General features: G+C 68.5%; 23 protein-coding genes and 1 riboswitch. Of the genes, 11 read left to right on the plus strand and 12 right to left on the minus strand.

All coding sequences use genetic code 11. The annotated features are described in order from the left end of the window. Positions 1-2 precede the first annotated feature (2 nt). The 3 genes from WHX56_RS07125 to WHX56_RS07135 form a co-directional block, all read right to left on the minus strand. Positions 3-2771: an ATP-binding protein gene (locus WHX56_RS07125; protein ID WP_338880856.1), complete on the minus strand. Its 2769-nt coding sequence runs from the start codon at positions 2769-2771 to the stop codon at positions 3-5. Between the two features lie 126 nt (positions 2772-2897). Then, entirely contained in the window at positions 2898-3548 is a 651-nt protein-coding gene (locus tag WHX56_RS07130) for a response regulator (protein WP_129241478.1), read from the minus strand. 150 nt (positions 3549-3698) lie between these two features. Continuing rightward, positions 3699-3944 (minus strand): hypothetical protein, encoded by a 246-nt coding sequence (locus WHX56_RS07135; RefSeq protein ID WP_129241479.1) that lies wholly within the window; start codon positions 3942-3944, stop codon positions 3699-3701. A gap of 211 nt (positions 3945-4155) precedes the next feature. Between WHX56_RS07135 and WHX56_RS07140 the strand changes: the two genes are divergently transcribed. The 6 genes from WHX56_RS07140 to WHX56_RS07165 all read left to right on the plus strand — a co-directional run bounded on the left by WHX56_RS07140 (position 4156) and on the right by WHX56_RS07165 (position 10094). After that, positions 4156-5277, plus strand: coding sequence for a cupin domain-containing protein (locus WHX56_RS07140; protein ID WP_338880857.1), 1122 nt, complete (start codon positions 4156-4158; stop codon positions 5275-5277). A gap of 63 nt (positions 5278-5340) precedes the next feature. Continuing rightward, positions 5341-6252, plus strand: coding sequence for a fumarylacetoacetate hydrolase family protein (locus tag WHX56_RS07145; protein WP_129241481.1), 912 nt, complete (start codon positions 5341-5343; stop codon positions 6250-6252). 22 nt (positions 6253-6274) lie between these two features. Next, the gene (locus WHX56_RS07150) at positions 6275-7036 is read left to right on the plus strand and encodes a GntR family transcriptional regulator (RefSeq protein WP_338880858.1); all 762 of its coding nucleotides are present in this window, start codon (positions 6275-6277) and stop codon (positions 7034-7036) included. Positions 7037-7055: 19 nt separating this feature from the next. Further along, positions 7056-7970, plus strand: a complete 915-nt coding sequence (locus WHX56_RS07155; protein WP_338880859.1) for a LysR family transcriptional regulator — start codon at positions 7056-7058, stop codon at positions 7968-7970. 145 nt (positions 7971-8115) lie between these two features. Beyond that, positions 8116-9105: a Bug family tripartite tricarboxylate transporter substrate binding protein gene (locus WHX56_RS07160; RefSeq protein ID WP_129241484.1), complete on the plus strand. Its 990-nt coding sequence runs from the start codon at positions 8116-8118 to the stop codon at positions 9103-9105. A gap of 44 nt (positions 9106-9149) precedes the next feature. Next, positions 9150-10094, plus strand: coding sequence for a succinylglutamate desuccinylase/aspartoacylase domain-containing protein (locus tag WHX56_RS07165; protein ID WP_287754974.1), 945 nt, complete (start codon positions 9150-9152; stop codon positions 10092-10094). 3 nt (positions 10095-10097) lie between these two features. On the opposite strand, the gene WHX56_RS07170 is transcribed toward WHX56_RS07165, so the two are convergent. The 3 genes from WHX56_RS07170 to WHX56_RS07180 form a co-directional block, all read right to left on the minus strand. After that, positions 10098-10616, minus strand: coding sequence for a lipocalin family protein (locus tag WHX56_RS07170; RefSeq protein WP_129241486.1), 519 nt, complete (start codon positions 10614-10616; stop codon positions 10098-10100). A 90-nt stretch (positions 10617-10706) separates the two neighbouring features. After that, on the minus strand, positions 10707-12278 hold the full coding sequence (gene gshA / locus WHX56_RS07175) for a glutamate--cysteine ligase (protein WP_338880860.1): 1572 nt from the start codon (positions 12276-12278) through the stop codon (positions 10707-10709). A 32-nt stretch (positions 12279-12310) separates the two neighbouring features. Beyond that, positions 12311-13204 (minus strand): lysophospholipase, encoded by an 894-nt coding sequence (locus WHX56_RS07180; RefSeq protein WP_338880861.1) that lies wholly within the window; start codon positions 13202-13204, stop codon positions 12311-12313. Between the two features lie 58 nt (positions 13205-13262). On the opposite strand from WHX56_RS07180, the gene WHX56_RS07185 reads away from it, so the two are divergent. Beyond that, entirely contained in the window at positions 13263-13802 is a 540-nt protein-coding gene (locus tag WHX56_RS07185; RefSeq protein ID WP_338880862.1) for a hypothetical protein, read from the plus strand. On the opposite strand, the gene WHX56_RS07190 is transcribed toward WHX56_RS07185, so the two are convergent. Next, positions 13792-14019, minus strand: a complete 228-nt coding sequence (locus WHX56_RS07190; RefSeq protein ID WP_129241490.1) for a helix-turn-helix domain-containing protein — start codon at positions 14017-14019, stop codon at positions 13792-13794. The two genes, WHX56_RS07185 and WHX56_RS07190, sit on opposite strands and share 11 nt — an antisense overlap. Before the next feature lie 121 nt (positions 14020-14140). Here WHX56_RS07190 and WHX56_RS07195 point away from each other — a divergent pair, with 121 nt between their 5' ends. Further along, positions 14141-15037 carry an AEC family transporter gene (locus WHX56_RS07195; RefSeq protein ID WP_129241491.1) on the plus strand — a complete coding sequence of 299 codons (897 nt, stop codon included), beginning with the start codon at positions 14141-14143 and terminating at the stop codon, positions 15035-15037. Between the two features lie 48 nt (positions 15038-15085). On the opposite strand, the gene WHX56_RS07200 is transcribed toward WHX56_RS07195, so the two are convergent. The 5 genes from WHX56_RS07200 to WHX56_RS07220 form a co-directional block, all read right to left on the minus strand. Then, positions 15086-16093 carry an Ldh family oxidoreductase gene (locus WHX56_RS07200; RefSeq protein WP_338880864.1) on the minus strand — a complete coding sequence of 336 codons (1008 nt, stop codon included), beginning with the start codon at positions 16091-16093 and terminating at the stop codon, positions 15086-15088. A gap of 10 nt (positions 16094-16103) precedes the next feature. After that, the gene (locus WHX56_RS07205) at positions 16104-17060 is read right to left on the minus strand and encodes a hydroxyacid dehydrogenase (RefSeq protein WP_338880865.1); all 957 of its coding nucleotides are present in this window, start codon (positions 17058-17060) and stop codon (positions 16104-16106) included. Between the two features lie 14 nt (positions 17061-17074). Continuing rightward, the gene (locus WHX56_RS07210) at positions 17075-18088 is read right to left on the minus strand and encodes a Bug family tripartite tricarboxylate transporter substrate binding protein (RefSeq protein ID WP_129241494.1); all 1014 of its coding nucleotides are present in this window, start codon (positions 18086-18088) and stop codon (positions 17075-17077) included. Positions 18089-18273: 185 nt separating this feature from the next. Continuing rightward, complete coding sequence (locus WHX56_RS07215; RefSeq protein ID WP_129241495.1) at positions 18274-19449, minus strand: UxaA family hydrolase; 1176 nt, start codon at positions 19447-19449, stop codon at positions 18274-18276. Positions 19450-19477: 28 nt separating this feature from the next. After that, complete coding sequence (locus WHX56_RS07220) at positions 19478-19759, minus strand: UxaA family hydrolase (protein WP_129241496.1); 282 nt, start codon at positions 19757-19759, stop codon at positions 19478-19480. A gap of 180 nt (positions 19760-19939) precedes the next feature. On the opposite strand from WHX56_RS07220, the gene WHX56_RS07225 reads away from it, so the two are divergent. The 3 genes from WHX56_RS07225 to metW all read left to right on the plus strand — a co-directional run bounded on the left by WHX56_RS07225 (position 19940) and on the right by metW (position 22723). Continuing rightward, the gene (locus WHX56_RS07225; protein ID WP_129241497.1) at positions 19940-20695 is read left to right on the plus strand and encodes a GntR family transcriptional regulator; all 756 of its coding nucleotides are present in this window, start codon (positions 19940-19942) and stop codon (positions 20693-20695) included. Between the two features lie 86 nt (positions 20696-20781). Further along, positions 20782-20863, plus strand: a riboswitch (SAM riboswitch). Then, positions 20853-22112 carry a homoserine O-succinyltransferase MetX gene (gene metX / locus WHX56_RS07230; RefSeq protein WP_287752102.1) on the plus strand — a complete coding sequence of 420 codons (1260 nt, stop codon included), beginning with the start codon at positions 20853-20855 and terminating at the stop codon, positions 22110-22112. Its footprint overlaps the riboswitch before it by 11 nt. Next, a complete protein-coding gene (gene metW / locus WHX56_RS07235; RefSeq protein ID WP_129241499.1) occupies positions 22109-22723 on the plus strand; it encodes a methionine biosynthesis protein MetW in 615 nt (204 codons plus the stop codon). The genes metX and metW overlap by 4 nt, the downstream gene beginning before the upstream one ends. Positions 22724-22812 lie beyond the last annotated feature (89 nt).

The raw sequence follows: 22812 nt of genomic DNA on the forward strand, positions 1-22812 counted from the left end.
ATTCAGTTCAGATCCTCTGCAAGGTCGTGCAATGTTTGCGCCAGGACCAGGATGGGCAGGGGCTTCAGGAGCACCTGGTCCATGCCCGCGTCCAGGCCCAGGCGGGTGGCCTCGGGCGCGGCGCTGGCGGTCAGGCCCAGGATGGCTCCGGTGTAGCCCAGCTTGCGCAGCGAGCGCGCGAGTTCGTAGCCGCCCATCAACGGCATGTTGAGGTCCGTGATGACGACGTCGTGGTCCAGGGCGTCCCAGTGGCGCAGGGCCTCGGCGCCGTTGGAGAGCATCGTCGCCGTGCAGCCCAGGTGTTCCAGTTGTTCGCGCAGGATGATCTGGCTGATGACGTTGTCTTCGACCACCATCACGCGCAGCCCCAGCGATATCCGCTGCGCGTGGGCCTGGCCCAGCGCGGGCCGTTCGATGCCGTCCTGCGCCATGCGGACGGCCCGGCCGATGCTGGCGGGATTGAAGGTGCTGGTGATGCCGGCCTTGGCCACGGCGGACACCAGGGAATCGCGGCTGGATCCCGGGGCCAGGACGCGGACCCTGCCGTGCTTCCAGCGGGGCTCCTGCGCGGAGGGAGGCCAGGCCTGCACCAGCACCGCATCCTCGCATTCGGGCGTATCCGCGTGCCCGCGGTAGGGCATGGCCACGGCGCCCCACGCGTTCAGCCATCCGCACAGGTTCGTGACGACTTCGGGAACGGCCCCGTCGACGTACACGGGACGCCGCTTGAGCGGGGCGGGCGCCGCCGGCGTGGGCACGTCGAGCGTGAGGGCGAAGGCGATGCTGGTGCCCAGGCCTTCTTCGCTGACGACGGAAAGGGTGCCTCCCATGAGGTCGGACAGCCGCCGGCAGATGGCCAGGCCCAGCCCCGTGCCGGAGATGTCGCGTTCGAGGCCGGCGTGGGCGCGGAAGTAGGGTTCGAAGAGCTGCGCCTGGGAATCCGCGGGAATGCCGACGCCGGTGTCCGCGACCTGGAACCGGAGCGAGACGCGGCCGGGGCCTGGCGCCTCGGCGGCGGCGCGGACCACCACGCGGCCGGCCTCGGTGAACTTCACCGCGTTGCTCACCAGGTTGTTCAGGACCTGGAGGATGCGGGTGGCGTCCCCCAGGACGGCGGCGGGCACGTCGATGTCGGTGATGGCGTAGATGAGCAGCCCCTTGCCTTGCGCGCGCGCCGCGTAGTTCGCCACCACGCGTTCCAGGAGATCGGACGGGGAGAATTCCGCGACGTCCAGTTCCTGGCGCCCGGCTTCGATGCGCGAGAGGTCCAGGGTGTCGTTGATGGTGCGCAGCAGGGTCGAGGAGGATTGCTGGATGGTGTTGAGGTATTGCTGCTGCTGCCCGCTCAGGCCCGTCAGCGCCAGGAGTTCCAGCGTGCCGAGGATGCCGTAGAGCGGGGTGCGGATTTCATGGCTGATCGTGGCGAAGAACATCGTTTTCGCTTCGCTGGCCTTGTCGGCCGCCAGCTTGGCGTTCCTGAGCGTGCGCTCGATTTCCTTCTGGCCGGTGATGTCGCTGATGCCGCAGAGCACGACGTCCTCGGACCGGTAGGTCATGGCGGCGAACGCCAGGTAGACGCTGCGGCCGTCCGTCAGGGCGTATTCGCGGCCGCCCGTCGCGGCGGTGGCGTGGCGGATGTCGCCGCGCCAGCCGTCGTGTTCGTCGAGCAGGCGCCGGGCGGCTTCGTTCGACATGATCAGTTCGCCGTCGGCGCGCCGGACCAGGCTGAGCCCCACCGGCGCGACCTCGATGATCTTGTCGTTGAGCGCGACGCTGTCGGTCAGCGCCTCGTATTGGCGCAGCGCGGGTTCGACGAGTTTCCTCTTGATGTGCCGCACGGCAAGCAGCACCACGGCCACGAGGAGCAGGCAGACCGCGCCCGCGGTCCAGAACGCGGCCGCGCCATGGCGCAGCACGTCGCGCATCGGCACGTAGTAGGCGAGCTTCCAGCCGGCTTCGCCGACGGATTTGACCAGCACCAGGTTCTCGGGGAACCAGTTGCCGCCCTGGAATCCGAACGAGTCCTGCCCCAGGCGGGACGCCACCGGATCGATCATCGCGGGCAGCGGACCGCCGTGCAGGGCCACGCGGCTGTTGCTGTCGTAGAGCGCATAGCTGCCGCCGTCGCTGGCGCATTCCGCCGCGATGACCGCGGCGATGCCGTCGACTTCGAGGCCGATCCAGGTGCGGTCGTGGCTCGAGGCATCGAGCGGGGTGTAGAGGAAGAAGCGGTCGACTTCGTCCATGGGCGGACGCAGCCAGACGATGGGCGCGCGGCCGTCCAGTCCGGGGCTGGGGTCGCGCAGGGCGAGGGTTTCGGACAGCCATTGCCCGGTGCGCGCGGAGATGGGCGCCGCGCGCCGCCGGGTTTCCAGGGGAAGCCGCCGCGAGGCGGGTTCCTGGGCCGGCGCGTACACGATGCGCGCGTTGGCGGCGGCCACGTCGGCGCGGTCGCGGGGCGTCAGGACGAGCGCCCATTCGTAGGTATTGTTTTCCTTCAGCAGCGGAGTGACGCTGACCTGCCCGGTTTCGCCGAAGGTTTTCGGGGTGCGCGCGGCCGGCATGCCGTCGGTGTTGCGCACCGAGGATCCGGCGACCGACCTGAGCAGCCCTTCGCGCTGGTCGAAGAAGACCTGCGCGTTGTAGGCGGCGGCGTTCATGCGCCGGCGGTATTTGGAGACTTCGCCGCTGAACGACCAGTACAGCCAGAGCGCCGTTCCCACCAGGATGCTCGCGAGCAGCGCCACGGCAAACAGATGCAGCAGAAGCATGGGCACGCCGGGGGCGGCGGGGCTCAGCTTCCGGGGAAGGCGGGGGGCGACGATCATGCAACGATGATAGAAGTCGCGCCGTCCTCCAAGAACAAGACAATTCTTAAAAGTCGGGAGGGATGGAGGCTACTGGAACAGCCCGCTCTCCATGCAGAAAGCAACCAGTTCCTGGTCGGTCTGCACATTCAGTTTGCGCATGGCGGAAGCCTTCTGGCCGCTGATCGTTTTGACGCTGCGCTTCAGGTTTTCGGCGATCAGCGTGACCGTTTCTCCGCGGACGAAATGCCGAAGCACTTCGAATTCCTTCGGCGACAGGCTGTTGATGCATTCGCCGATGGGCCTGCGCTGGATGCTGGTCGTGGAGTCGCGCAGGAAGCCGGGAGGATAGTACTTTCTTCCGATGCGCAGCATGGAAAGCGCGGTGAGGATTTCGGCCAGGTTGTCGCGCTTGAGAACCACGGCGGCGACGCCGGCATCGTAGAGCGCCGATATGATCATCGGGTTCGATACCATGGTCAGCACGACGATGTGCAGGCCGGGGTGCCGCCGCACCAGGTACTTGATCAGGCGCATGCCGTCGCCGTAGGCATCGTCGCCCGGCATGGAGTAGTCCGTGATCACTACATTGGAGAGGTTGTTCTCCAGATGCGAAATGAGGTCCGTCGAGCTGGAAACGGCTCCCGTGACCTGGAGGTTGGGAACCGTTTCCAGGAGGTCGCGTATGCCCACCAAAACGAGTGGATGGTCGTCCGCGAGGACAATTCGAAGTTTATCCATTGAGGGAGCAGAAAGACGGCGTGCGAGCGGGCGCCCGGTACGCCGTAAATTCTGCATCAAGACGTGGACTTAAGCTAGGCGTCAAGACAACCCGGGCGAACGCCGGGGCCTCGACGTCAAAGGGCCGCCTTGCGGGCGGCCCTTCGGCTTTCAATCGTCCAGCGCGGGCACGGTCCCGATCTGCGCAAGAATGCGCGGCGATTCCATGTCGCCGGTTTCCTTGTCGATCAGGACTTCATAGGCGGCAACGCCCGCGAACTTGGAGGCCATGGAGTTCGCGATCCGGATGGCTCCGAATTCGCTGCTGGCCGGGCGGATTTCACCGGGCGCCACGCCATTGCCGGCGGTGCGGTAGGGAACGACGATGTACTGGACGAGATGGGCAGCTTCTGACACAGGATTCTCCTGGACGACAGTTTTTCGGGCGAGCGAAATGTATCACGAAGAACTGTGTTTTTGTACAGTATTTTTCAAGCGGCGTCGCCGGATTTCTGTCCGGGGCGCCCGTTCCTGCGGAAAACCCCTAGCGTCCGCGCATTGCCCTATCGGCCCTATCTCCCTAATATTTTCGAAAATCCTTTTGGTTTTATAAAAATAGAGGCAAGGGATGGAAGCGAACCGCTACGACGCCTACCGTGAAAACGTCGCCGGACGGGCCAATGTGGCCGACTCGCCCGAGCGGGTGGCGTATTACGAAGCGCTGGCGCGGCTGGAGACGGGCGCGCTGTGGACGGTGGCGAACAAGATAGAGCCCTGGGCGCCGCGGTCCGCGTCGGTGCCGGTGGTGTGGCGCTATCGCGACCTGCGCGGCCATGTGCTGCGTTCCGCCGAACTGGTGTCGCCGGAAGAAGCCGGCCGGCGGGTGATCTACCTGAACAATCCCGGCCGCCGCGACGTGGCGGCGGCGGTCGGCTGGCTGTATTCCGGCCTGCAGGTGATGCAGCCCGGCGAACTGGCGTCGGCGCACGCGCATTCGCATTCCGCGCTGCGGTTCATCATGGAAGGCCGGGGCGCGTACACGGTGGTGGACGGCCACAAGATGACCTTGGGCGCGAACGATTTCGTGCTGACGCCCAACGGCACCTGGCACGAGCACGGCGTGGCCGAGGACGGCACCACCTGCATCTGGCAGGACGGGCTGGACATTCCGCTGGTCAATGCGCTGGAGGCGGGCTTCTACGCCGTGCACCCCGACCTGAACCAGGCGGTGACGCACCCGGTCGACGACACCAGCGGCGCCTGGGGCGGCGTGGCCCTGCGGCCGCAGGTGTCCGGCTGGACCAAGCCCTATTCGCCCCTGTTCAAGTACGAATGGGAACCCACCTACGAGGCGCTGCGCCGCTATGCGCGCACGGCCGCCGGCAGCCCCTACGACGGCATCCTGCTGGAATACGTGAACCCGGCGACCGGCGGCTCCGTCATGCCCACCATCGGCGCCAGCATGCAGATGCTGCGGCCGGGCGAACACACCAAGGCGCACCGCCATACCGGCAGCTTCATCTACCAGGTGGCCAAGGGCAGCGGCTTTTCGGTCATCGACGGCAGGCGCTACGACTGGACCGAGCGCGATATCTTCTGCGTGCCTTCCTGGGCCATCCATGAACACGCCAACCTGTCGTCCAACGACGACGCCTGCCTTTTCTGTTTCAACGACCTGCCCGTCATGCGGTCGCTGGCGCTGTACCGCGAGGAAGCGCTGGCGGAGAACGGCGGCAGGCAGAAACTCTAGATTCGATCTCCCGCCCGGCGCCGCCGGGCCCGACGCAACCCTTCCTGGATTCCTGGAGTATCTATGCGCTTGGTAACGTTTCGCGCTCATCCCGCCGCCGCCGCCCGGCTGGGCGCGCTGGCCGACGGCTATGTAGTGGACCTGGCCCTGCTGGGGCAGAAGGGGGGCGTGGACCTGCCCGCCGACATGCTGGACTTCATCGACCTGGGCCCGGTCGCCGTGGAGCAGGCCACGCGCCTGATGGAAACGTACCGCGGCGCATGGCCGGTGGGCACCGCGCTTCCGCAGGACAACGTCAAGCTGCTGGCGCCCATTCCGCGCCCGCGCAAGAACATCTTCGGCATCGGCCTGAACTACGTGGAGCACGTGGCGGAGTCCAGCCGCACGCTGGACACCTCGGCCGACCTGCCCAAGCAGCCGGTCATTTTCTCCAAGCCGCCCACCGCCGTCATCGGCCCGGGCGACGCCATCGAGCACAACGCGAAGATCACGCAGCAACTGGACTGGGAAGTGGAGCTGGCCGTCGTCATGGGCCGCCGGGCCTCGCGCGTGGCCGAGGCCGATGCGCTGTCCTACGTGTTCGGCTACAGCGTCATGCTGGACATGAGCGCGCGGGATTGCCGCCGCGCGGGCCAATGGATCTATTCCAAGGGGCAGGACACCTACGCGCCGTTCGGGCCCTGCATCGTGACGGCCGACGAGATTCCGGATCCGCAGGTGCTGGACCTGTGGCTGACGGTGAACGGTGAAAAAAAGCAGGGCTCGAACACGCGCCACATGCTGTTCAAGGTGCCGTTCCTGATCTCCGACATCAGCGCCGGCATCACGCTGGAGCCCGGCGACATCATCGCCACCGGCACGCCGGAAGGCGTGGGCGCGGGCCGCAAGCCGCAGGAATGGCTGTGGCCGGGCGACGTGGTGGTGGCGTGCGTGGAAGGCATCGGCACGCTGCGCCATCCAGTGGTGGCGGTGTAATCGTTGCGGGCGGGAGCATAGGTTGAAGCCGAGAATCAAGAGCCCCATCGAGGACGAGCCCGGCGCCGACGGGACCGCCGGCGTCGAGGAAATCACGCTGTCGGAGCAGGTCTATCGCCGGCTCCGGCGCGACATCATGGGCGACGCGTTCGCGCCGGGCCAGTCCCTGCGGCTGGAATTGCTGAAGCAGCGCTACGGCAGCAGTTTTTCGCCGATCCGCGAGGCCTTGAACCGGCTGCGCAGCGAACGCATGGTGGTGGCGACGACGTCGCGCGGGTTCCGCGTCGCGCCGCTGTCCGCCGAGGAACTGTGGGACGCGTGCGAAACCCGCATCCTGATCGATTGCGACGCCTTGCGGCGTTCGCTTGCCCATGCCGGCGACGCCTGGGAGGCGCGGCTGGTGGGGGCCTACCATGCCTTGACGCTGGCCGCGCGGCGCGCGGCCGAATCCGCCGGTCCGGATCCGGACCGGGAGGACGCGCTGGAGGCCCGGCACCGGGAATTCCACCATGCGCTGATCGGCGCCTGCCGCTCTCCCTGGCTGCTGGACCTGTCGGCGCAGCTTTATGCGCAGACCGAGCGCTACCGCCGCCCGGCGCTTGCGGGCGTCACGGCCTACGGCCCGCAGCGCAACGTCGACCAGGAGCACCGCCTGTTGCTGGAGGCCGCGCTTTCCCGCGACGCGGACCGGGCGGCCGCCACGCTGGCCGCGCATTACCGCAAGACCGCGCAATTCATCGAACAGGTCCTCGAGCAGGCCGGCAGGCAGGCCGCCAGCGCCTGATGGCGTAAGCTTGGCGTCCATGGCCGACCTGAAACTTCTCGAAGACCTGATAGCCCTGGCGCGGACGGGCAGTTTCGTGCGCGCGGCCGAGCTGCGCCACGTGACGCATCCCGCCTTCGGGCGGCGCATCCGCGCGCTGGAGGCCTGGGCCGGCACGCCTCTGGTCGAGCGGCAGCGCCAGCCGGTGGTCCTGACCGCCGAGGGCGAGGCCCTGCTGAAGACGGCGGTCCAGGTGGTGGAGCAGATGGGGCAGGTGCGCCACCGCATCCGCAGTTCGGGCGCGGGCGGCGAGGCGGTGCTGCGCATCGCCACCGGCCGCAGCCTGGCCCGCACGCTGGTGGCCGACTGGATCGCGCGCCTGCGGCTGCGCGCGCCCAAGGTGCTGGTCGAGGGCACCCAGGTCGAGTTGTCCACGGGCAGGACGCAGGACATGGCGGCGCGGCTGGAGCAGGGCAAGGTGGACCTGCTGTGCTGCTACGAGCATCCCGCGCTGTCGGTGCAGTTGAGCCCCGGCCGGTACCGCTACATGACCCTGGGCACCGACAAGCTGGTGCCCGTGAGCCAGGCGGATTCGCGCGGCCGCGCCCGCCATGTCCTTCAGGAAGGCGGGCAGTCCGCGCCGCTGATCACCTACGCGGGCGGCCTGGCGATGGAGCGCATCGTGGGCGACCGCCTGGAAACCACGCCTTATTCCCTGGCGCCGTTCCTGCGCAGCGATTCGCTGGACGCCGCGCACGGCGCGGTCGCCAAGGGGCTGGGGGTGGCCTGGCTGCCCTGGTCCATGGTGGCGGCGGATTGCCGCCGGGGCGCGCTGGCCGCCCTGGGCGGGCGCAGCGACGAAATCGCCTTCGAGGTGCGCCTGTACCGTCCGCGCGCCCGCCTGGCGGGCCTGGCCGAAGCGGTCTGGGAAGCCACGGCGAACCGCAAGGCCTGAGGCGCCCGGCCATGGGCCCGAGCCGGATCGGCACTCGAATGTGTCCATTCGGCACGGGGCTCTCCCGCCGGTGAGCCGAGAATAGCTCCCGACACTTCAAACGAGACGGCGCCGCCGTCCAAGCCAGTACCCCAGGGAGAAAGCCATGAAATCCGTACCGCATCCGCTGCGCGGCGCGCTTGCCGCGCTCTGCGCCACCGCCGCCCTTGCCGTCTCGCCGTCGGCGCACGCCGATTACCCCGACCGCGCCATTTCGCTGGTGGTGGGCTATCCGGCGGGCGGCAGCGTGGACCTGACCGCGCGCCTGTTCGGCGAAGAACTGGCCAAGCGTCTGGGCCAGAGCGTGGTGGTCGAGAACGTGGGCGGCGCCGGCGGCACGATCGGCGCGCAGCGCGTGGCGCGCGCCGCGCCGGACGGCTACACGCTGCTCTTGGGCTCCACCAACGAAATGGTGATCGCCCGCATGATCAACAGCGCGGTCAAGTACGACAGCGTGAAGGACTTTTCGGCGCTGGGCGTGATCGCCTCGCAGCCCATGCTGCTGGCCGCCAGCAAGAATTCCGGCGTGAAGACCGCGGCCGAATACCTGCAAAAGCTGCGCGGCGCCGCGCCCGGCAGCTTCAACTACGGATCCTCGGGCGTGGGCACCACCCTGCACCTGGCGGGCGAGATGATCAACCAGTCCACCAGCACGCGCGCCGAGCACGTGCCCTACCGCGGCGTGGCGCCGCTGGTGACCGACCTGATGAGCGGCCAGCTCGATTACGGCATGCTGGTGCTGTCCTCGGGCCTGCCCCAGGTCCGCGGCGACAAGATCGTGGCGCTGGGCGTGACCGAGAAGAAGCGTTCGCCGGTGGCGCCGGACCTGCCCGCCCTGGCCGAGACGCCGGGATTCGAGTCGGTCGACATCAGCGTCTGGTTCGCGCTGTACGGCCCGGCGGGCCTGCCCGAACCGGTGGCGGCCAAGCTGCGCGCCGCGCTGGCGGAAACGCTGAAGTCGGAACAGTTCCGCGCCAAGATGCAGGAAGCCGGCGGCCAACTGGCGCAGCCCGGCCTAGATCCGGTGGCCTACCAGGCCGACGAAACCAGGAAGTACGGCGAGCTGGTCAAGGCCGCCAGGATCGAAGCCCAATAAGCGCGGCAAGGCGCAAGGCACAGCACATCAGCGGACGACGTTTCATGGAATTCAAGCTTCCCGTTCCCGACCTCGGCGCCGAGCGCGCCGGCAATACCGGCACCCCGGGCGTATGGCATTTCGATTCGGGGGCGCCGGGACGGGCGCTCATGGTGTCCGCGCTGGTGCACGGCAATGAGTTGTGCGGCGCCTGGGCGCTGAAGGACCTGCTGGCGGCGGGCCTGCGGCCGCGCCGCGGCAGCCTGACGCTGGCCTTCTGCAACCTGGAGGCCTTCGACCGCTTCGCGCCGGCCAGCCACGATGCCTCGCGCTTCGTGCAGGAAGACATGAACCGCGTCTGGAGCGCCGAGCGCCTGGACGATGCGATCACCGCCGACCGCCGGCGCGCGGCGGCCCTGCGTCCCTGGGTGGAGCGCGCGGACTGGCTGCTGGACCTGCATTCCATGCACGAGCCGGGCGAACCGCTGTTGCTGACCGGGGTGCTGCCGCGCAACATCGCGCTGGCGCGGCGCCTGAAGGCGCCCCGGCACGTGATCGTGGACGCGGGCCACAAGGACGGCGTGCGCATGCGCGACTTCGCCCAGTTCGGCGACCCCGCGCGCGAAGACGCCTGCGCCTTGCTGATCGAATGCGGCTTCCATGGCGACCCGGCCTCGCGCGGCGTGGCCCGCGACATGGTGGCGCGCATGCTGACCGAATCCGGCGTGGCCGATGCGGCGGACCTGCCGTCCGGCTGGCTGCAGGCCGATCCGGCCGGGCAGCGCGTGCTGGAAGTGACGGACGCCGTGGTCGCGCCGTCCATGGACCTGCGGTTCTCCGAAGCCTGGACGGGCCTGGAGACGCTGGAAAAAGCCGGGTCGATCCTGGGCTGGGCGGACGGCCAGCCCATCGTGACGCCCTATGACCGCTGCACCCTGGTCATGCCGTCGCTGCGGCAACTCAAGCCGGGCGTCACCGTCGTGAGGCTGGCGCGCGATTACCTGGGCTGAACCCTACCGTTGGGGCGTATAGCGCAGTTCGTCCAACTGGTAGCCCTGCGCCTTCGCGGCCGCGAGCGCCTTGTCGAGTTCTTCCTTCGGCAATTGCGGCGAGCGGGACAGGATCCACAGGTATTTCCGGTCGGGCGTGCCGACGACCGCCCAGCGGTAGTCCGGGTCCAGGCCGATCACCCAGTAGTCGCCCTTGAACGGCTTGAAGAACGAGACTTCGAGCTTGGCGTTGTTGCTGCCGTCCACGACCTTGGCGGTGCCCGAGGCGGAATCGATATCGCCGTCCTTGGTGCGGCAGCGATTGTTGACGCCGACGGTGCCGTCGGGGTGCAGGGTGTATTCGGCGGTCGTGTCTCCCACGCAGTCGCGCTGGTAGAACATGGGGAAATTCGCGATTTCGTACCACATGCCGGCGTAGCGTTTCAGGTCCACAGTTTCGACGGTCCGCATGGGCGGCGCGGCATGGACGATCCCCGCCACGCTGGCGGCCAAGGCCAGCAGGAATGTTGCGGTGCGGCGCATGGGGAAAACCTCCTGATGTGACAGAGCGGCCCGCGGCGCCCGGAGCCGGCGCGGACCAAAACCCTAACGATACGCCTTATTCGACGCGGCTTATTTGAGCGGCGCCTTCAGCGCCGCGTGATAGCGCGCGACGTAGGTGGCGAAATCTTCGGTATCCGATTGCTCCAGGCGCAGTTGCTCCGCCACGGACTGCGCGGCGGCCTGCTCGTAGGCCGAGGCCAGGTCCGCCGGCAGGGCCTGCGCGCGCAGGGCGTCCGCGTGCTTGCGGCTGAGGTCCAGCGAATAGTCGTGGAAGGACAGGCCGCTGTCGGTCAGCGAGGCCAGCAGGCGCGCCGACGGCGTGGAGTCCGGATGGTCGAGCTTGGCGCGCTGCGCCGCCAGCGCCTCGGCATAGGCGCTGCCGCCCAGGGCGGAGTCGAACAGCGCGGCGTAGGGCGCGATCTGGTCCAGCAGTTCGTGGCCCCATTGCGCCAGGCCGATGGCCTGGCCTTCGCGGTCCAGCACCAGGCCGGGCTTGCGGCCTTCCTTCACGACGGTCGAGAAGTTGTCGGCGCTGCGCTGGCAATAGCCGTTGGCGGGGAAGAAGGGGCTGTCGGACGCGGTGCAGAACAGCAGGAAGGCGTCGACGAAGCGGCTGGTGGCGGCGTCGATGCCGACGGGCGAATTCGGGTCGATGTCCAGGCAGCGGACTTCCACGTACTGCACGCCGCGTTCGGCCAGCGCCGTGACGGGCCGCTCACATCGGCCGGTGGCGCGCTTGGGGCGGATGCTGGAGTAGTACTCGTTTTCGATCTGCAGCACGTTGGTGTTGAGCTGGATCCATTCGCCGTCGCGGTGGGTGCCGATCTTCTGGTAATCGGGCCAGGGCTGCGTCACGGCGTCGTACAGGCGTCCCAGGAAGGTGTCCAGGTCGTTGTAGCAGAGCTTGAGCGACGACTGCGCCTTGTTCTGGTAGCCCAGGTCGCTCATGCGCAGGCTGGTGGCGTAGGGGAGGTACAGCGTGCTGTCGCCCAGTTTCTGCAGCGGATGTTCGTGTCCGCGCAGGAAGCCGCTGGACAGCGCCGGCGCCGCGCCGAACAGGTACATCAGCAGCCAGGAATAGCGGGTGAAGTTGCGGATCAGGCCGATGTAGCCGCGCGAGCGGCGGTCCTGGACGGTGCCGGGCTGGATGTCCAGCACAGACCAGAGGTCTTCGGCCAGCGAGAAGTTGTAGTGCACGCCCGCGATGCATTGCATCGTCTTGCCGTAGCGCACGGCCAGGCCGCGGCGGTACACGTGCTTGAGCATGCCCGTATTGGACGTGCCGTACCAGGCGATGGGGATGTCGGCCTCGGGCGGCAGCGTGGCGGGCATGGACTGGTTCCAGATCAGTTCATGGTCCAGCACACTATAGACGTGGCGGTGGGTGTTCGTCAGTTCTGCCAGCAGCGCGTCGACGTCCGTATGCGTGCCCGTGATGAGTTCGAGCAGGGATTCGGAATAATCGGTGGTGACGTGCTCGTTGGCCAGCGCCGAGCCCAGGCCGGCGGGGTGCGGCGTGCGGGCCAGCAGGCCTTGCTCGTCCACGCGCAGGCCTTCTTTTTCGATGCCCCGCAGAGTCTGGGTCAGCAGCGAGCGGTTGGCCTCTAGGCGGGACAGTCGGTTGGCGGCGGTATCGGTCACGGATTCTTCTCGTTTGGGTCTGTGGCCGGATTTTACGGGGTGCCAGCCTCCTGTGCCGAGGGAGTCAATACTGGGGACAGGGACAATGCCTGCGCCGTGCGCGCCAGCCACTCGTCCAGGTCGGCGTAGACGGGATCGGCGATCGGGGCGGTTTCGTTGAAAATCTCGTGCCAGGCGGTGTCGTACCAGCGCAGCGTCAGCAGTTCGGCCGGCGCCCGCTGGGCGAACTGGCGGCTGCCTTCGGCGGCGACGATGGAGTCGTCCCCGGCCACCATCAGCAGGGTGCGGCAGGGCAGCAGCGGGGCTTCGCGCAGGGCTTCCCGGCCGGCCTCGTCCACGAAACGGGCCAGCCGGCCCGTCATGCGGCGGCGCACGAGGGGGTCGGCGCGATAGGCCTGCACCACGGCCCGGTCGTGGGAGATGCGGGCGGGGGCCAGCCCGTGGGGCACCCGCAGGTCGGGCGCGTGCAGGGACATCCAGGTCAGCGTGCGGCGGACCCACAGCGGGACGTTGACGACGAAGGGCGGGGAACTCAGCACCAGGGCGTCGATCCCGGCCAGGCCGCGCAGGGCGATCCGCACGGCGACCAGGGCGCCCAGGCTGTGGGCCAGCACGATGGGCGGACGCCCCTGGACCCGGGTCCAGGCCTGGAGGCGCTCGACGGCGTCGACCGTCAGGTCGTCCTGGCGCTTCAGGGTGGCGGGCCGCCCGCCCGAATGGCCGTGGCCCCGGTGGTCGTGGGCGCCGACGGTCCAGCCGCGCGCGGCCAGCCAGCGCGCCAGCCGGTCATAGCGCCCCGCATGCTCGCTCAGCCCGTGCAATAGGTAGATACTGGGCACGCCCGGCCCGTCGATGGGCGGGGGCACATTGGGGGCGGCCGGCCAGACATAATTGGCCAAGGGCGTGCCGTCGGGCGCGGGGGTCATGGAAATCGGCGACAATTTCTGGCTTCCTCGAAATGAATAGACCATCGGTCCTCGGGTAATGACGATTTCATCGCTGTTTCGTTTCATGTTCAAGAAAGCCGGCGCAATCGTGGGGCTGGCCCTGCTGGTGGCCGCGTGCTCGCCCGCTTACAACTGGCGCGAAGTGGACGTGGCCGACGGCCACGTACGCGCGGCCTTTCCGGACCGGGTCATGACGGACACCCGCGACCTGAAGCTGGATACCCATACCCTGCGTTTTACCCTGGTCACGGCCAACGTGGGCGAGGCGGTATTCGCCGTGGGATCGGCCCCGCTGCCGCCGGACATCGCGGCGGATCCGGTGGCCAGGCGCGCGCTGGGCATGGCGCTGATGCGCTCGCTCTATACCAATATGCAGGCCATGCCGCCCATGGAATGGCCGCCCTACGGGGAGGTGATCGAGGTGCACGGCAAGGCCATGGGCAAGCCGGGATGGCTGCAGGCCAAGGTCTGGGTGACCGACACCATGCTGATCGAAGCGGTGGCGGCGGGCACCCAGGAAAGCCTGCCGGCCGAACGGGCGCGCGAGTTCCTGCGTTCGGTCGTCATCAAGCCGTGAGGGGCTTGAGCAGGCCGCGCCGCAGGGCTTCGACCGCCGCGGCGCGCCGGCCCCGCACGCCGAGCCTGGCGCAGGCGTTGCGCAAGTGGAAATTCACCGTGCTTTCGCTCACGCCCAGGATGCGGGCGGTTTCCCAACTGGTCTTGCCCAGCGCGGCCCATCGCAGGCAGGCGGCCTGGCGCGCCGACAGGGGCTCGTGGTGGGGCGTGGCGGACATGGCGGCTGGGGCGGGAAGCTTTTCAGTTGACGAGTCGCCTCATGCTGCGGTCCGGGCCGGCCGCCCGGCAAGCAACGATGCCCAGGCGCATCAGTCTTCTTATCTTTGACGGAATAGTCGTATGCCTGCCATCGCGCAGTTCTATTTTTCGGCCATCGTGCTGATGCTGCCCCTGCTTTCCTGCGTGGGCATCGGGGTGTTCTGGGCCAAGCGCGACCTTCCGTTCGGCGGTTCCTTCATCACCACGCTGGTCACGTCGGTGACCACGCCGGCGCTGGTGTTCCACACCTTCGTCACCACTCACCTGGACGACCGCGCGCTGGCCGACGTGGCCGTCGCGACCCTGCTGGCGCTGGCGCTGTGCGCGCTGGTGTGCGCGCTTTTGCTGCGGGCGTGGAAGCTGCCCGTGCGCACGCTGCTGCCCACGGCCTTCCTGCCCAACGCCGGCAATCTGGGCCTGCCGATTTCACAGATGGCGTTCGGCGACGCGGGCCTGTCGGTGGCGGTGGCCTTCTTCGCGGTGAATTCCTTCGTCATGCACACCATCGCCGTGCGGCTGCTGCCGGGGGTGAACACCAAGGGCAGTTGGAAAAGCCCGATCCTGCTGGCGTCGGGGGTGGCGGTGGGGCTGCGCATGCTGCACGCGCCGGTGCCCGATTGGGTCGTCGAGACGTCCCGCATGCTGGGCGCGGTGACCGTGCCGCTCATGCTGCTGAGCCTGGGCCATGCGCTGGCGCTGATCCCGTCCAGCGGCCTGCGCGCCGGCGCCAAGGTCGCCGTCATCCGGCTGGCGGTGGGGTTGGCGGCGGGCCTGGCGGTGGTGTGGATGCTGGACCTGGAACCGGTGCTGGCCGGCGCGCTGAGCCTGCAGATGGCCATGCCCTGCGCGGTGGTCAGCTATATGTACGTGAAGCGCTACACGCCCCTGGGCGACACCGCGGCCGGCGCGGTGCTGGTGTCCACGGTGGCGTTCCTGCTGCTGGCGCCGGTGATGCTGTGGGTTTTCCGGACGGCTTGACGGGCTGGGCGCGGCGACATCCGGTGCCCCGCGCCGCGCTTCCCGCATTCAGCCCGCGCCGGCCATTTCCCGAAGCTGGGCCATCAGCGCGTCGGGCACATCCACCCCGTGCTTGAGGGCCTCGTCGCGCAGTTTGCGGCGGCGGTCGCCGGGCAGGCGCACGCCTTCGTCTTCCAGCATGGCTTCGACCAGCATTTCGACGCGGTCCAGATAGGCGCCGTTGCCGGCCAGGGCGCCGGGGTCGATGGCCAGGAAGGCCTGGCCCAGGCGCGCCGGGCCGCCGTCGTCCACGAAGAACGACTCCGTTTCGAAACCGAAGTGGGCGCCGGTCAGCGCGCACGCCAGCAGTTCGACGATGAGCGCCAGCATCGCGCCCTTGACGCCGCCCGCGGGCAGCATGCTGCCCGCCAGGCCGGCCTTGGGATCGGTGGTGGGCTGGCCTTCGGCGTCCAGCGCCCAGCCCAGCGGAATGGGCTGGTTGTCGCGGGCGGCGATCATCAGCTTGCCGCGCGCGACCTGCGACAGCGACAGGTCGATCAGGAGGCGCGCGCCGCCGCGGCGCGGGAACACCGCGGCGATGGGATTGGTGCCGAACAGGGGACGCTTGCCGCCCCAGGCGGGCATGGCGGCCGGGGAGTTGCTCAGCGCCAGCGCCACCAGGCCGGCGTCCGCCAGGGCTTCGAGGTGATACGCGGCCGCGCCGAAATGGTGGCTGTTGGCGACGCCGACGAAGGCCACGCCGTGTTCGCGGGCCCGCGACGCGGCCTGTTCCACGGCCAGCGCGCAGGCGGGAAACGCCAGGCCCGAGCCGGCGTCGATCAGCGCCGCGCCGCCGCGTTCGTGCACGATGCGCGGCACGGCCGAGCCGATGGCGCGGCCGGCGCGCAGGTGGCCGGCGTAGAACGGCACGCGCGACAGGCCATGGGAGCCGAGCCCCTGGCTTTCGGCGTAGACCAGCGCCCGCGCGGTGCTGTCCGCCATCGCGGGGTTGGCGCCCGCGGCCGCCAGTCCGGCCGCCGCGAGGTGTTGGAGTTCGTCCAGATAGATGTGAGCCATATCCTTCCTGTCAGGGGGCGGAGGCCGCCGCAGCCGCGGCGCCGCCGGTAAGGGCTATTGTCACACCGGCCGCCACCATGTCGGAAACGCGGGTGTTGGCTTCCTGCGTCAACCCGGCGATGTGCGGCGTGAGAATCAGGTTGGGCGCGCCGGCCAGGGGGCTGCCGGCGGGCAGGGGCTCCTGGTCGAACACGTCAAGCGCCGCGCCCCGCAGGCGGCCGGCCCGCAGCGCTTCGGCCAGCGCCGCTTCGTCGACGATGCCGCCGCGCGACGTATTGACCAGTACGGCGCCCGGCCGCAGGCGCGCGATGCGGCCGGCGTCCAGCAGGTTCCGGGTGCCAGCAGTGAGCGGCAGGTGCAGCGTGACGGCGTCCGCCTGCGCCAGCAACGCGTCCAGCGGCAGGGCGGCGACGCCGGATTCCGCCCACGCGGGGTGGTCCGGCGGCAGCGCCGCGTCGCAGCCGACGACGCGCATGTCCAGTCCGCGCGCCAGGCGGGCGGCCAGCCGGCCGATTCCGCCGAAGCCCACGATGCCGAGCGTCCGGCCCTGGGCTTCCAGGCCTTGCGAGAGCGCGTTGCGCGGCCATTGCCCCGCCGCGACCTCCGCCGACGAAAAATAGGCGCCGCGCAGCAGGGCCAGCACCGTGCCGATCACGTATTCGGCGACGGCGCGCGCATTGGCGCCGGTGGCCGGCACCACCGCGATGCCGCGCGCGGCGCAGCCCTCCAGGTCGATGTTGTCCAGCCCCACGCCCAGGCGGCCCACGGCCCGCAGCCGAGGCGCCGCCTCGAGCAGGGCGGCGTCGACCCGGCTGCGGTTGCGCACGATCAGGCCGTCGGCGTCGCCCACGGCCTGGAGCAGCGCGTCGCGCTGTTCCACCAGGTCCGGCGCGTACCGCACATCGAACCGCTGGCGCAGCGCTTCGATGGCGGGCGTATCCATGAACTCCGAAATGACAATGTGCATTGGCTTTTCCCGACTCAGGCGACCTGGATGTTGGCTTCACGGATGATTTTTGCCCAGCGCTCCACTTCCGACTTCAGGTATGCGCCGAATTCCTCCGGGCCGCGCGGTTGCGGTATGAAGCCCAGTTGCAGCAGGGCCTGCTTCATGGCCGGCTGCGAGATCTGGGCGACGATGGCGCCGCCGATGCGCTTGACCAGTTCGGGCGGCGTGGCCGCCGGCGCCAGCACGCCGGTGAAGTTCTCCACGATCAGGTCGGGCAGGCCCGCCTCTTTTACCGTGGGCACGTCGGGCAGGTCCGCGCTGCGTTCGTGGGTGGTGATGGCGAGCGCGCGCAGCGAGCCGTTCTTCACGTGGGACAGCGATTCTGGATAGTTGGAGAACACCACGTCCAGATGGCCGCCGATCAGGTCCGTGAGGGACGGCGCGCCGCCCTTGTATGGAATGTGCATCATGGGCAGGCCGGTAAGCTTCTGATAAAGCGCCAGGGTCAGATGCGGGGGCGTGCCGTTGCCGCTGGAGCCCGCCGACAGCGATTTCGCGCGGGCGGCCTTCGCCAGGTCGGCCATGCTCTTGATGTCGCTCTTGGCGTTCACCACCACCATGATGGGGGACGAGGCCAGCCCCGCCAGGGGCGTCAGGTCGCGGGTCAGGTCGTAGCCGGCTTTGCCAGCGAAGAGCGTGACGTTGGCCGCGTGCGTGAGCGTGATCGCCAGCCAGGAGTAGCCGTCGGGCGCGGCATGGGCGACGTGCGCGGCGCCGATGTTCGCGCTGCCGCCGGGCTTGTTTTCCACCACCACGTTCCAGCGTTCGGCGTCGCTCAGCGCCTTGCCGACCTGGCGCGCCGCCACGTCGGTGAGCCCGCCGGGCGGGAAGGGGACCACATAGTTGATCGGCCGCTCCGGCCAGGCGCTTTTCTGCGCCAGCGCGCGCTCCCACGGCGCCAGGGCGCAGAAGCCGGCGGCGCCGAGCGCGCCGAGCAGGCGCCGGCGTTGCGCGGCGTCGGGGGTGAGGTCGTGTTCGCTACTCATCTGTCTTCCTCCTTGGGTGGCGCCCGGGTAGGAATGCAACCGCCTGTGCTGCCGTGGCGGAATCGCCCGGGTCTGCTGGTGTTGTTGCGATGGTGCTGCGGGACTTGCGGGATGATGCGGGTGAGGACATGACGGCGCGTCCGCAATCTTCCTTGCGGACGCGCCCTTTGATGCCTGTCTTGCGGTCAGGCGCTTTCGAAGATCCGGGTCAGGACGAACTCGCGGTGGCCCAGCGCCTCGGCGGCGGTCCAGCGGCCGTTGGCCGTCGCCAGCATGCATTCGAGCAGCTTGTCGCCGGCCTGGCCCAGGTCGATCTCGCGTTGCAGCAGGCCGCTGGTGTCCACGTCGATGTGCTCGGACATGGTGCGCACGGTGCGCGGATTGGCGCAGATCTTGATGACCGGCAGGATCGGGTTGCCGATCACGTTGCCCTGGCCGGTGGGGAAGAAGTGCACCGCATAGCCCGAGGCCGCGCACAGGGTCACCATTTCGGCCGCCGCGGAGGACGAGTCCATGAACCACAGGCCCGGGCCGTCGGGGATCTCGGCCTTGTCGATCACGCCGTCCACGCGGCATTGCTTGCCGATCTTCTGGATGTTGCCCAGCGCCTTTTCCTCGATGGTCGTCAGTCCGCCGGCGATGTTGCCCTTGGTGGGCTGCGATTCGGACAGGTCGCTCGTTTTCCAGCGGTCGATCATGTCCTGGTAGCGGTTGAACATGAACATGAAGCGTTCGCGCACCGCGTCGTTGGCGCAGCGTTCGGCCACGATGTGCTCGCCGCCGGTCAGTTCGGAAGTTTCGCCGAACACCAGCGTGGACCCCAGCGCGTAGAGCTTGTCGAAGGCGTTGCCGACGGTGGGGTTGGCGCCACAGCCCGAGGTGGTGTCGGATTCCCCGCATTTGGTGGAGACCCAGAGGTCGGCGATGGGGCATTCGCTGCGCCCGAGCGCGGTGGCGTAGTGCACGAATTCCTTGGCGCAGCGCGAGGCGCGCATGATGGTGTCGTGGTCGCCGTGCAGTTCGATGCTGAATCCCATGACGGGCTTGCCGGTGGCGGCGATGCCGTCCACGACGCGCTTGGTCCAGCCTTCTTCGATGCCGATCACCACCACCGCGGCGACGTTGGGATTGCAGCCGGTGCCGATCAGGGTGCGGAAGTGCAGTTCCAAGTCCTCGCCGAATTGCAGGCGGCCGTAAGGATGGGGCAGGGCGAGGGTGCCCTTGATGTTGTTGGCCACGGCTTCGGCCGCGGCGTTGGAAATGTCGTCCACCGGCAGGACGATGACGTGGTTGCGGACGCCGACGCGGCCGTTGTCGCGGCGGTAGCCCTGGAATGTGGTCGAGGCGTTGATGACGGACATGGTGGTTTCCTGTGCGGGGGTGGGGGGCTTACCAGCGCTTGGTCTTGATGTTGTGCACGTGGGCGTGCTGGCCGGCCTGGATGGGCTGCACCACGCGGCCGATGTCGACGCCGTACTTGAAGACGGTGTCGCCGACGGCCATGTCCTTCATCGCCACCTTGTGGCCGATCGGGATGTCCTGCGACGCGCGCAGGTGGATGATCTTGTCCTCATCCATGATCCAGGCGTTCAGTTCCGTTCCGGCGGTGACGCCTTCCACCACGGCGACCGCCACCGTGTCCTTCGCATCGTGCAATACGGCGTGAATCATTTGTTTTCCTCTCTTGGGCTTGGGCGTCCGCCGGATGCGGCGGGCGCGGAACGCTACGTCCAGGAAATCTTATGGCCACGCATTCGCCATGTCAACTAAATCATATATATGAATTATATGACTTGAGCCGGCTCCGTCCCCGCCGCTACACTGTGGGCTCCTGATTATTGCGATGTACCCATGAACACCAGCCTGTCATCGACTGTGCCGCTTGGCAGTCCCCTGTACGCGCAGGTCAAGCAGGCCGTGCTGGCCGCGCTGGCGCAAGGCGAGTGGAAGCAGGGCGAGGCGATCCCGCCCGAGAAACTCCTGGCGGAACGCTTCGGCGTGTCGATCGGCACCTTGCGCAAGGCGATCGACGAACTGGCCGCGGAGAACATCCTGGTGCGCCATCAGGGGCGCGGTACCTACGTGGCGGTGCATACGCGCAACCACCACTTCTTCAAGTTCTTCCGCATCGTGCGGCAGGACGGGAACAAGTCCTACCCCACGACCGAGCTGCTGCGCTTTCGCCGGCAGAAGGCGTCGGCCATCGCCCGCGAAAAGCTGGACCTGCCCGCGGGCGCGATGGTGTTCGAGTTTTCCAACGTGCTGTCGCTCAATGGCGACGTGGTCATGATGGACGAACTCTGCCTGCCGGAGTCGTGCTTTCCGGGCATGACCGAAGCGCATCTGCGGGACCGAGCCAGCACGCTGTACGCGCTGTACCAGGACGTCTTCGGCGTGAACGTGATCGCGACCGACGAGCGCCTGCGGACCTGCCTGGCCGAGCGCGCGCAGGCGCGGGCGCTGGGCGTGGCCGAAGGCAGCCCCTTGCTGGAGATCCGCCGCGTGGCCTTTTCCTACAAGCGGCAGCCTGTCGAATGGCGGATTTCGCGCGTGAATACCGAGCGCTACGAATACCTGGGCCAGGAACCCTGGGAGGCCGGCGCGTGACCGGCGGGGGCGCCCGGGCGGCATGGCGGGATGCCGTCGGCTACTGCGCCGCGCGCAAGCAGTGCTAGAATTCCTGCCGCAGTATCCAAAGTTTCGGCGCCGATTTGCCTGATCCGCTTGCGGGCGCCTTCCAATAAATCCAGCTAAAGAGGTCCGTATGACCACTCCTGCCCAGAATTTGGCCGGCGATTCGGCCAGCGGGTTCGTCCCCGCAGCCCCCGCGACTTCCGATGCCGCTGATCCCGGTTCCGTCGGCCTCGTCGCTCCCACCTTCATCCGTTTCGATGAGCCGCTGCCGCTGTCCAGCGGCCAGTCGCTGGCCGCCTACGAGCTTGCGGTGGAAACCTACGGCACGCTCAACGCCCAGCGCAGCAACGCCGTCCTGATCTGCCACGCGCTGAATGCCTCGCACCACGTGGCGGGCCAGGCGGCCGACAACCCCAGCGACGTGGGGTGGTGGGACAACATGGTCGGCCCCGGCAAGCCGGTGGACACCGACGTGTTCTTCGTGATCGGCGTCAACAACCTGGGGTCCTGCTTCGGCTCGACCGGCCCGGCCAGCATCGATCCGGAAACCGGCAAGCCCTGGGGCGCGGCCTTTCCGGTGCTGACCGTGGAGGATTGGGTGCGCGCGCAGGCCCGGGTGGCCGACCACTTCGGCATCGAGCGCTTCGCGGCCGTGATGGGCGGATCGCTGGGCGGCATGCAGGCGCTGAGCTGGGCCATCACCTTGCCGGACCGCGTCGCCAATTGCGTGGTGATCGCCAGCACGCCGCGGCTGTCGGCGCAGAACATCGGCTTCAACGAGGTGGCGCGCCGCGCCATCATCACCGATCCGGATTTCCACGGCGGCGATTACTACGCGCAGGACACCGTGCCGCGCCGCGGCCTGTCGGTGGCGCGCATGATCGGCCACATCACCTATCTGTCCGACGACGACATGGCCGAGAAGTTCGGCCGCGCCCAGCGCGCGCCCGGCGAAAACGGCGCCTACCGCTACGGCTACGACGTCGAGTTCGAGGTGGAATCGTACCTGCGCTACCAGGGCGAGAAATTCACCCGCTATTTCGACGCCAACACGTATCTGCTGATCACCCGCGCGCTGGATTACTTCGATCCGGCCCGCAACACTGGCGGCGACCTGGCCCGGGCGCTGGCGCCGGCCAAGGCCGATTTCCTGCTGGTGTCGTTTTCGACCGATTGGCGATTCCCGCCGGAGCGCTCTCGCGAAATCGTCCGGGCGCTGCTGAAGAACGCCAGCCCGGTGACCTACGCCGAGATCGACGCCCCGCACGGCCACGACGCCTTCCTGCTGGAAGACGCCCGCTACCACGCCGTGGTTCGCGGCTACTACGAACGCATCGCGCGCGAGCTGGGCCTGGGCGCCGCGGTCCCGACCGAAGGACGCTCCGAATGAATCCCGTGACTCCCCGCCCCGCGCACAGCGTCCTGCGGCCCGACCTGGCGCGCATCGCAAGCTGGATCGAGCCCGGCAGCCGCGTGCTGGACCTGGGCTGCGGCGACGGGGCGCTGCTGGCGCACCTGCGCGACCACCGCCAGGTGCGCGGCGCGGGCGTGGAACTGGACGACACCTGCGTCATCGCCTGCGTGCGGCGCGGCGTCGAAGTCATCCAGCAGAACCTCGAGGACGGCCTCGCCCTGTTCGACGACAAGCAGTTCGACACCGTGGTGCTGTCGCAGACCCTGCAATCCATGCACCGCACCGAACACATCCTGCGCGAAATGGCGCGGGTGGCGCGTTTCGGCGTGGTGTCGTTTCCCAACTTCGGCTACTGGCCGCATGGCTGGGCCATCCTGCGCGGCCGCATGCCGGTGACGGGCCAGATGCCCTACCAGTGGTACAACACGCCGAACATCCACTTGTGCACGCTGCGCGACTTCGAGCAACTGGCCGGCGAACTGCGCCTGGACATCCTCGAACGCGCCACCTTCAACGAGGGGCGCGAAGTGAAGCTGTTTCCCAGTTGGCGCAGCACCCTGGCGGTGTACCGCTTCGCGTCGCCCTGACATTCCGACACGCATCCTCCCCGCGGCCCGGGCGAACAGGCCCTAAAATGCCGCAAGCCCGCGGCGCCAGCCTGTAGCGCCGCGCCGCC

It is taken from the genome of Achromobacter veterisilvae, from assembly GCF_037619525.1.
Classification (GTDB): Bacteria; Pseudomonadota; Gammaproteobacteria; order Burkholderiales; family Burkholderiaceae_B; genus Achromobacter; species Achromobacter veterisilvae.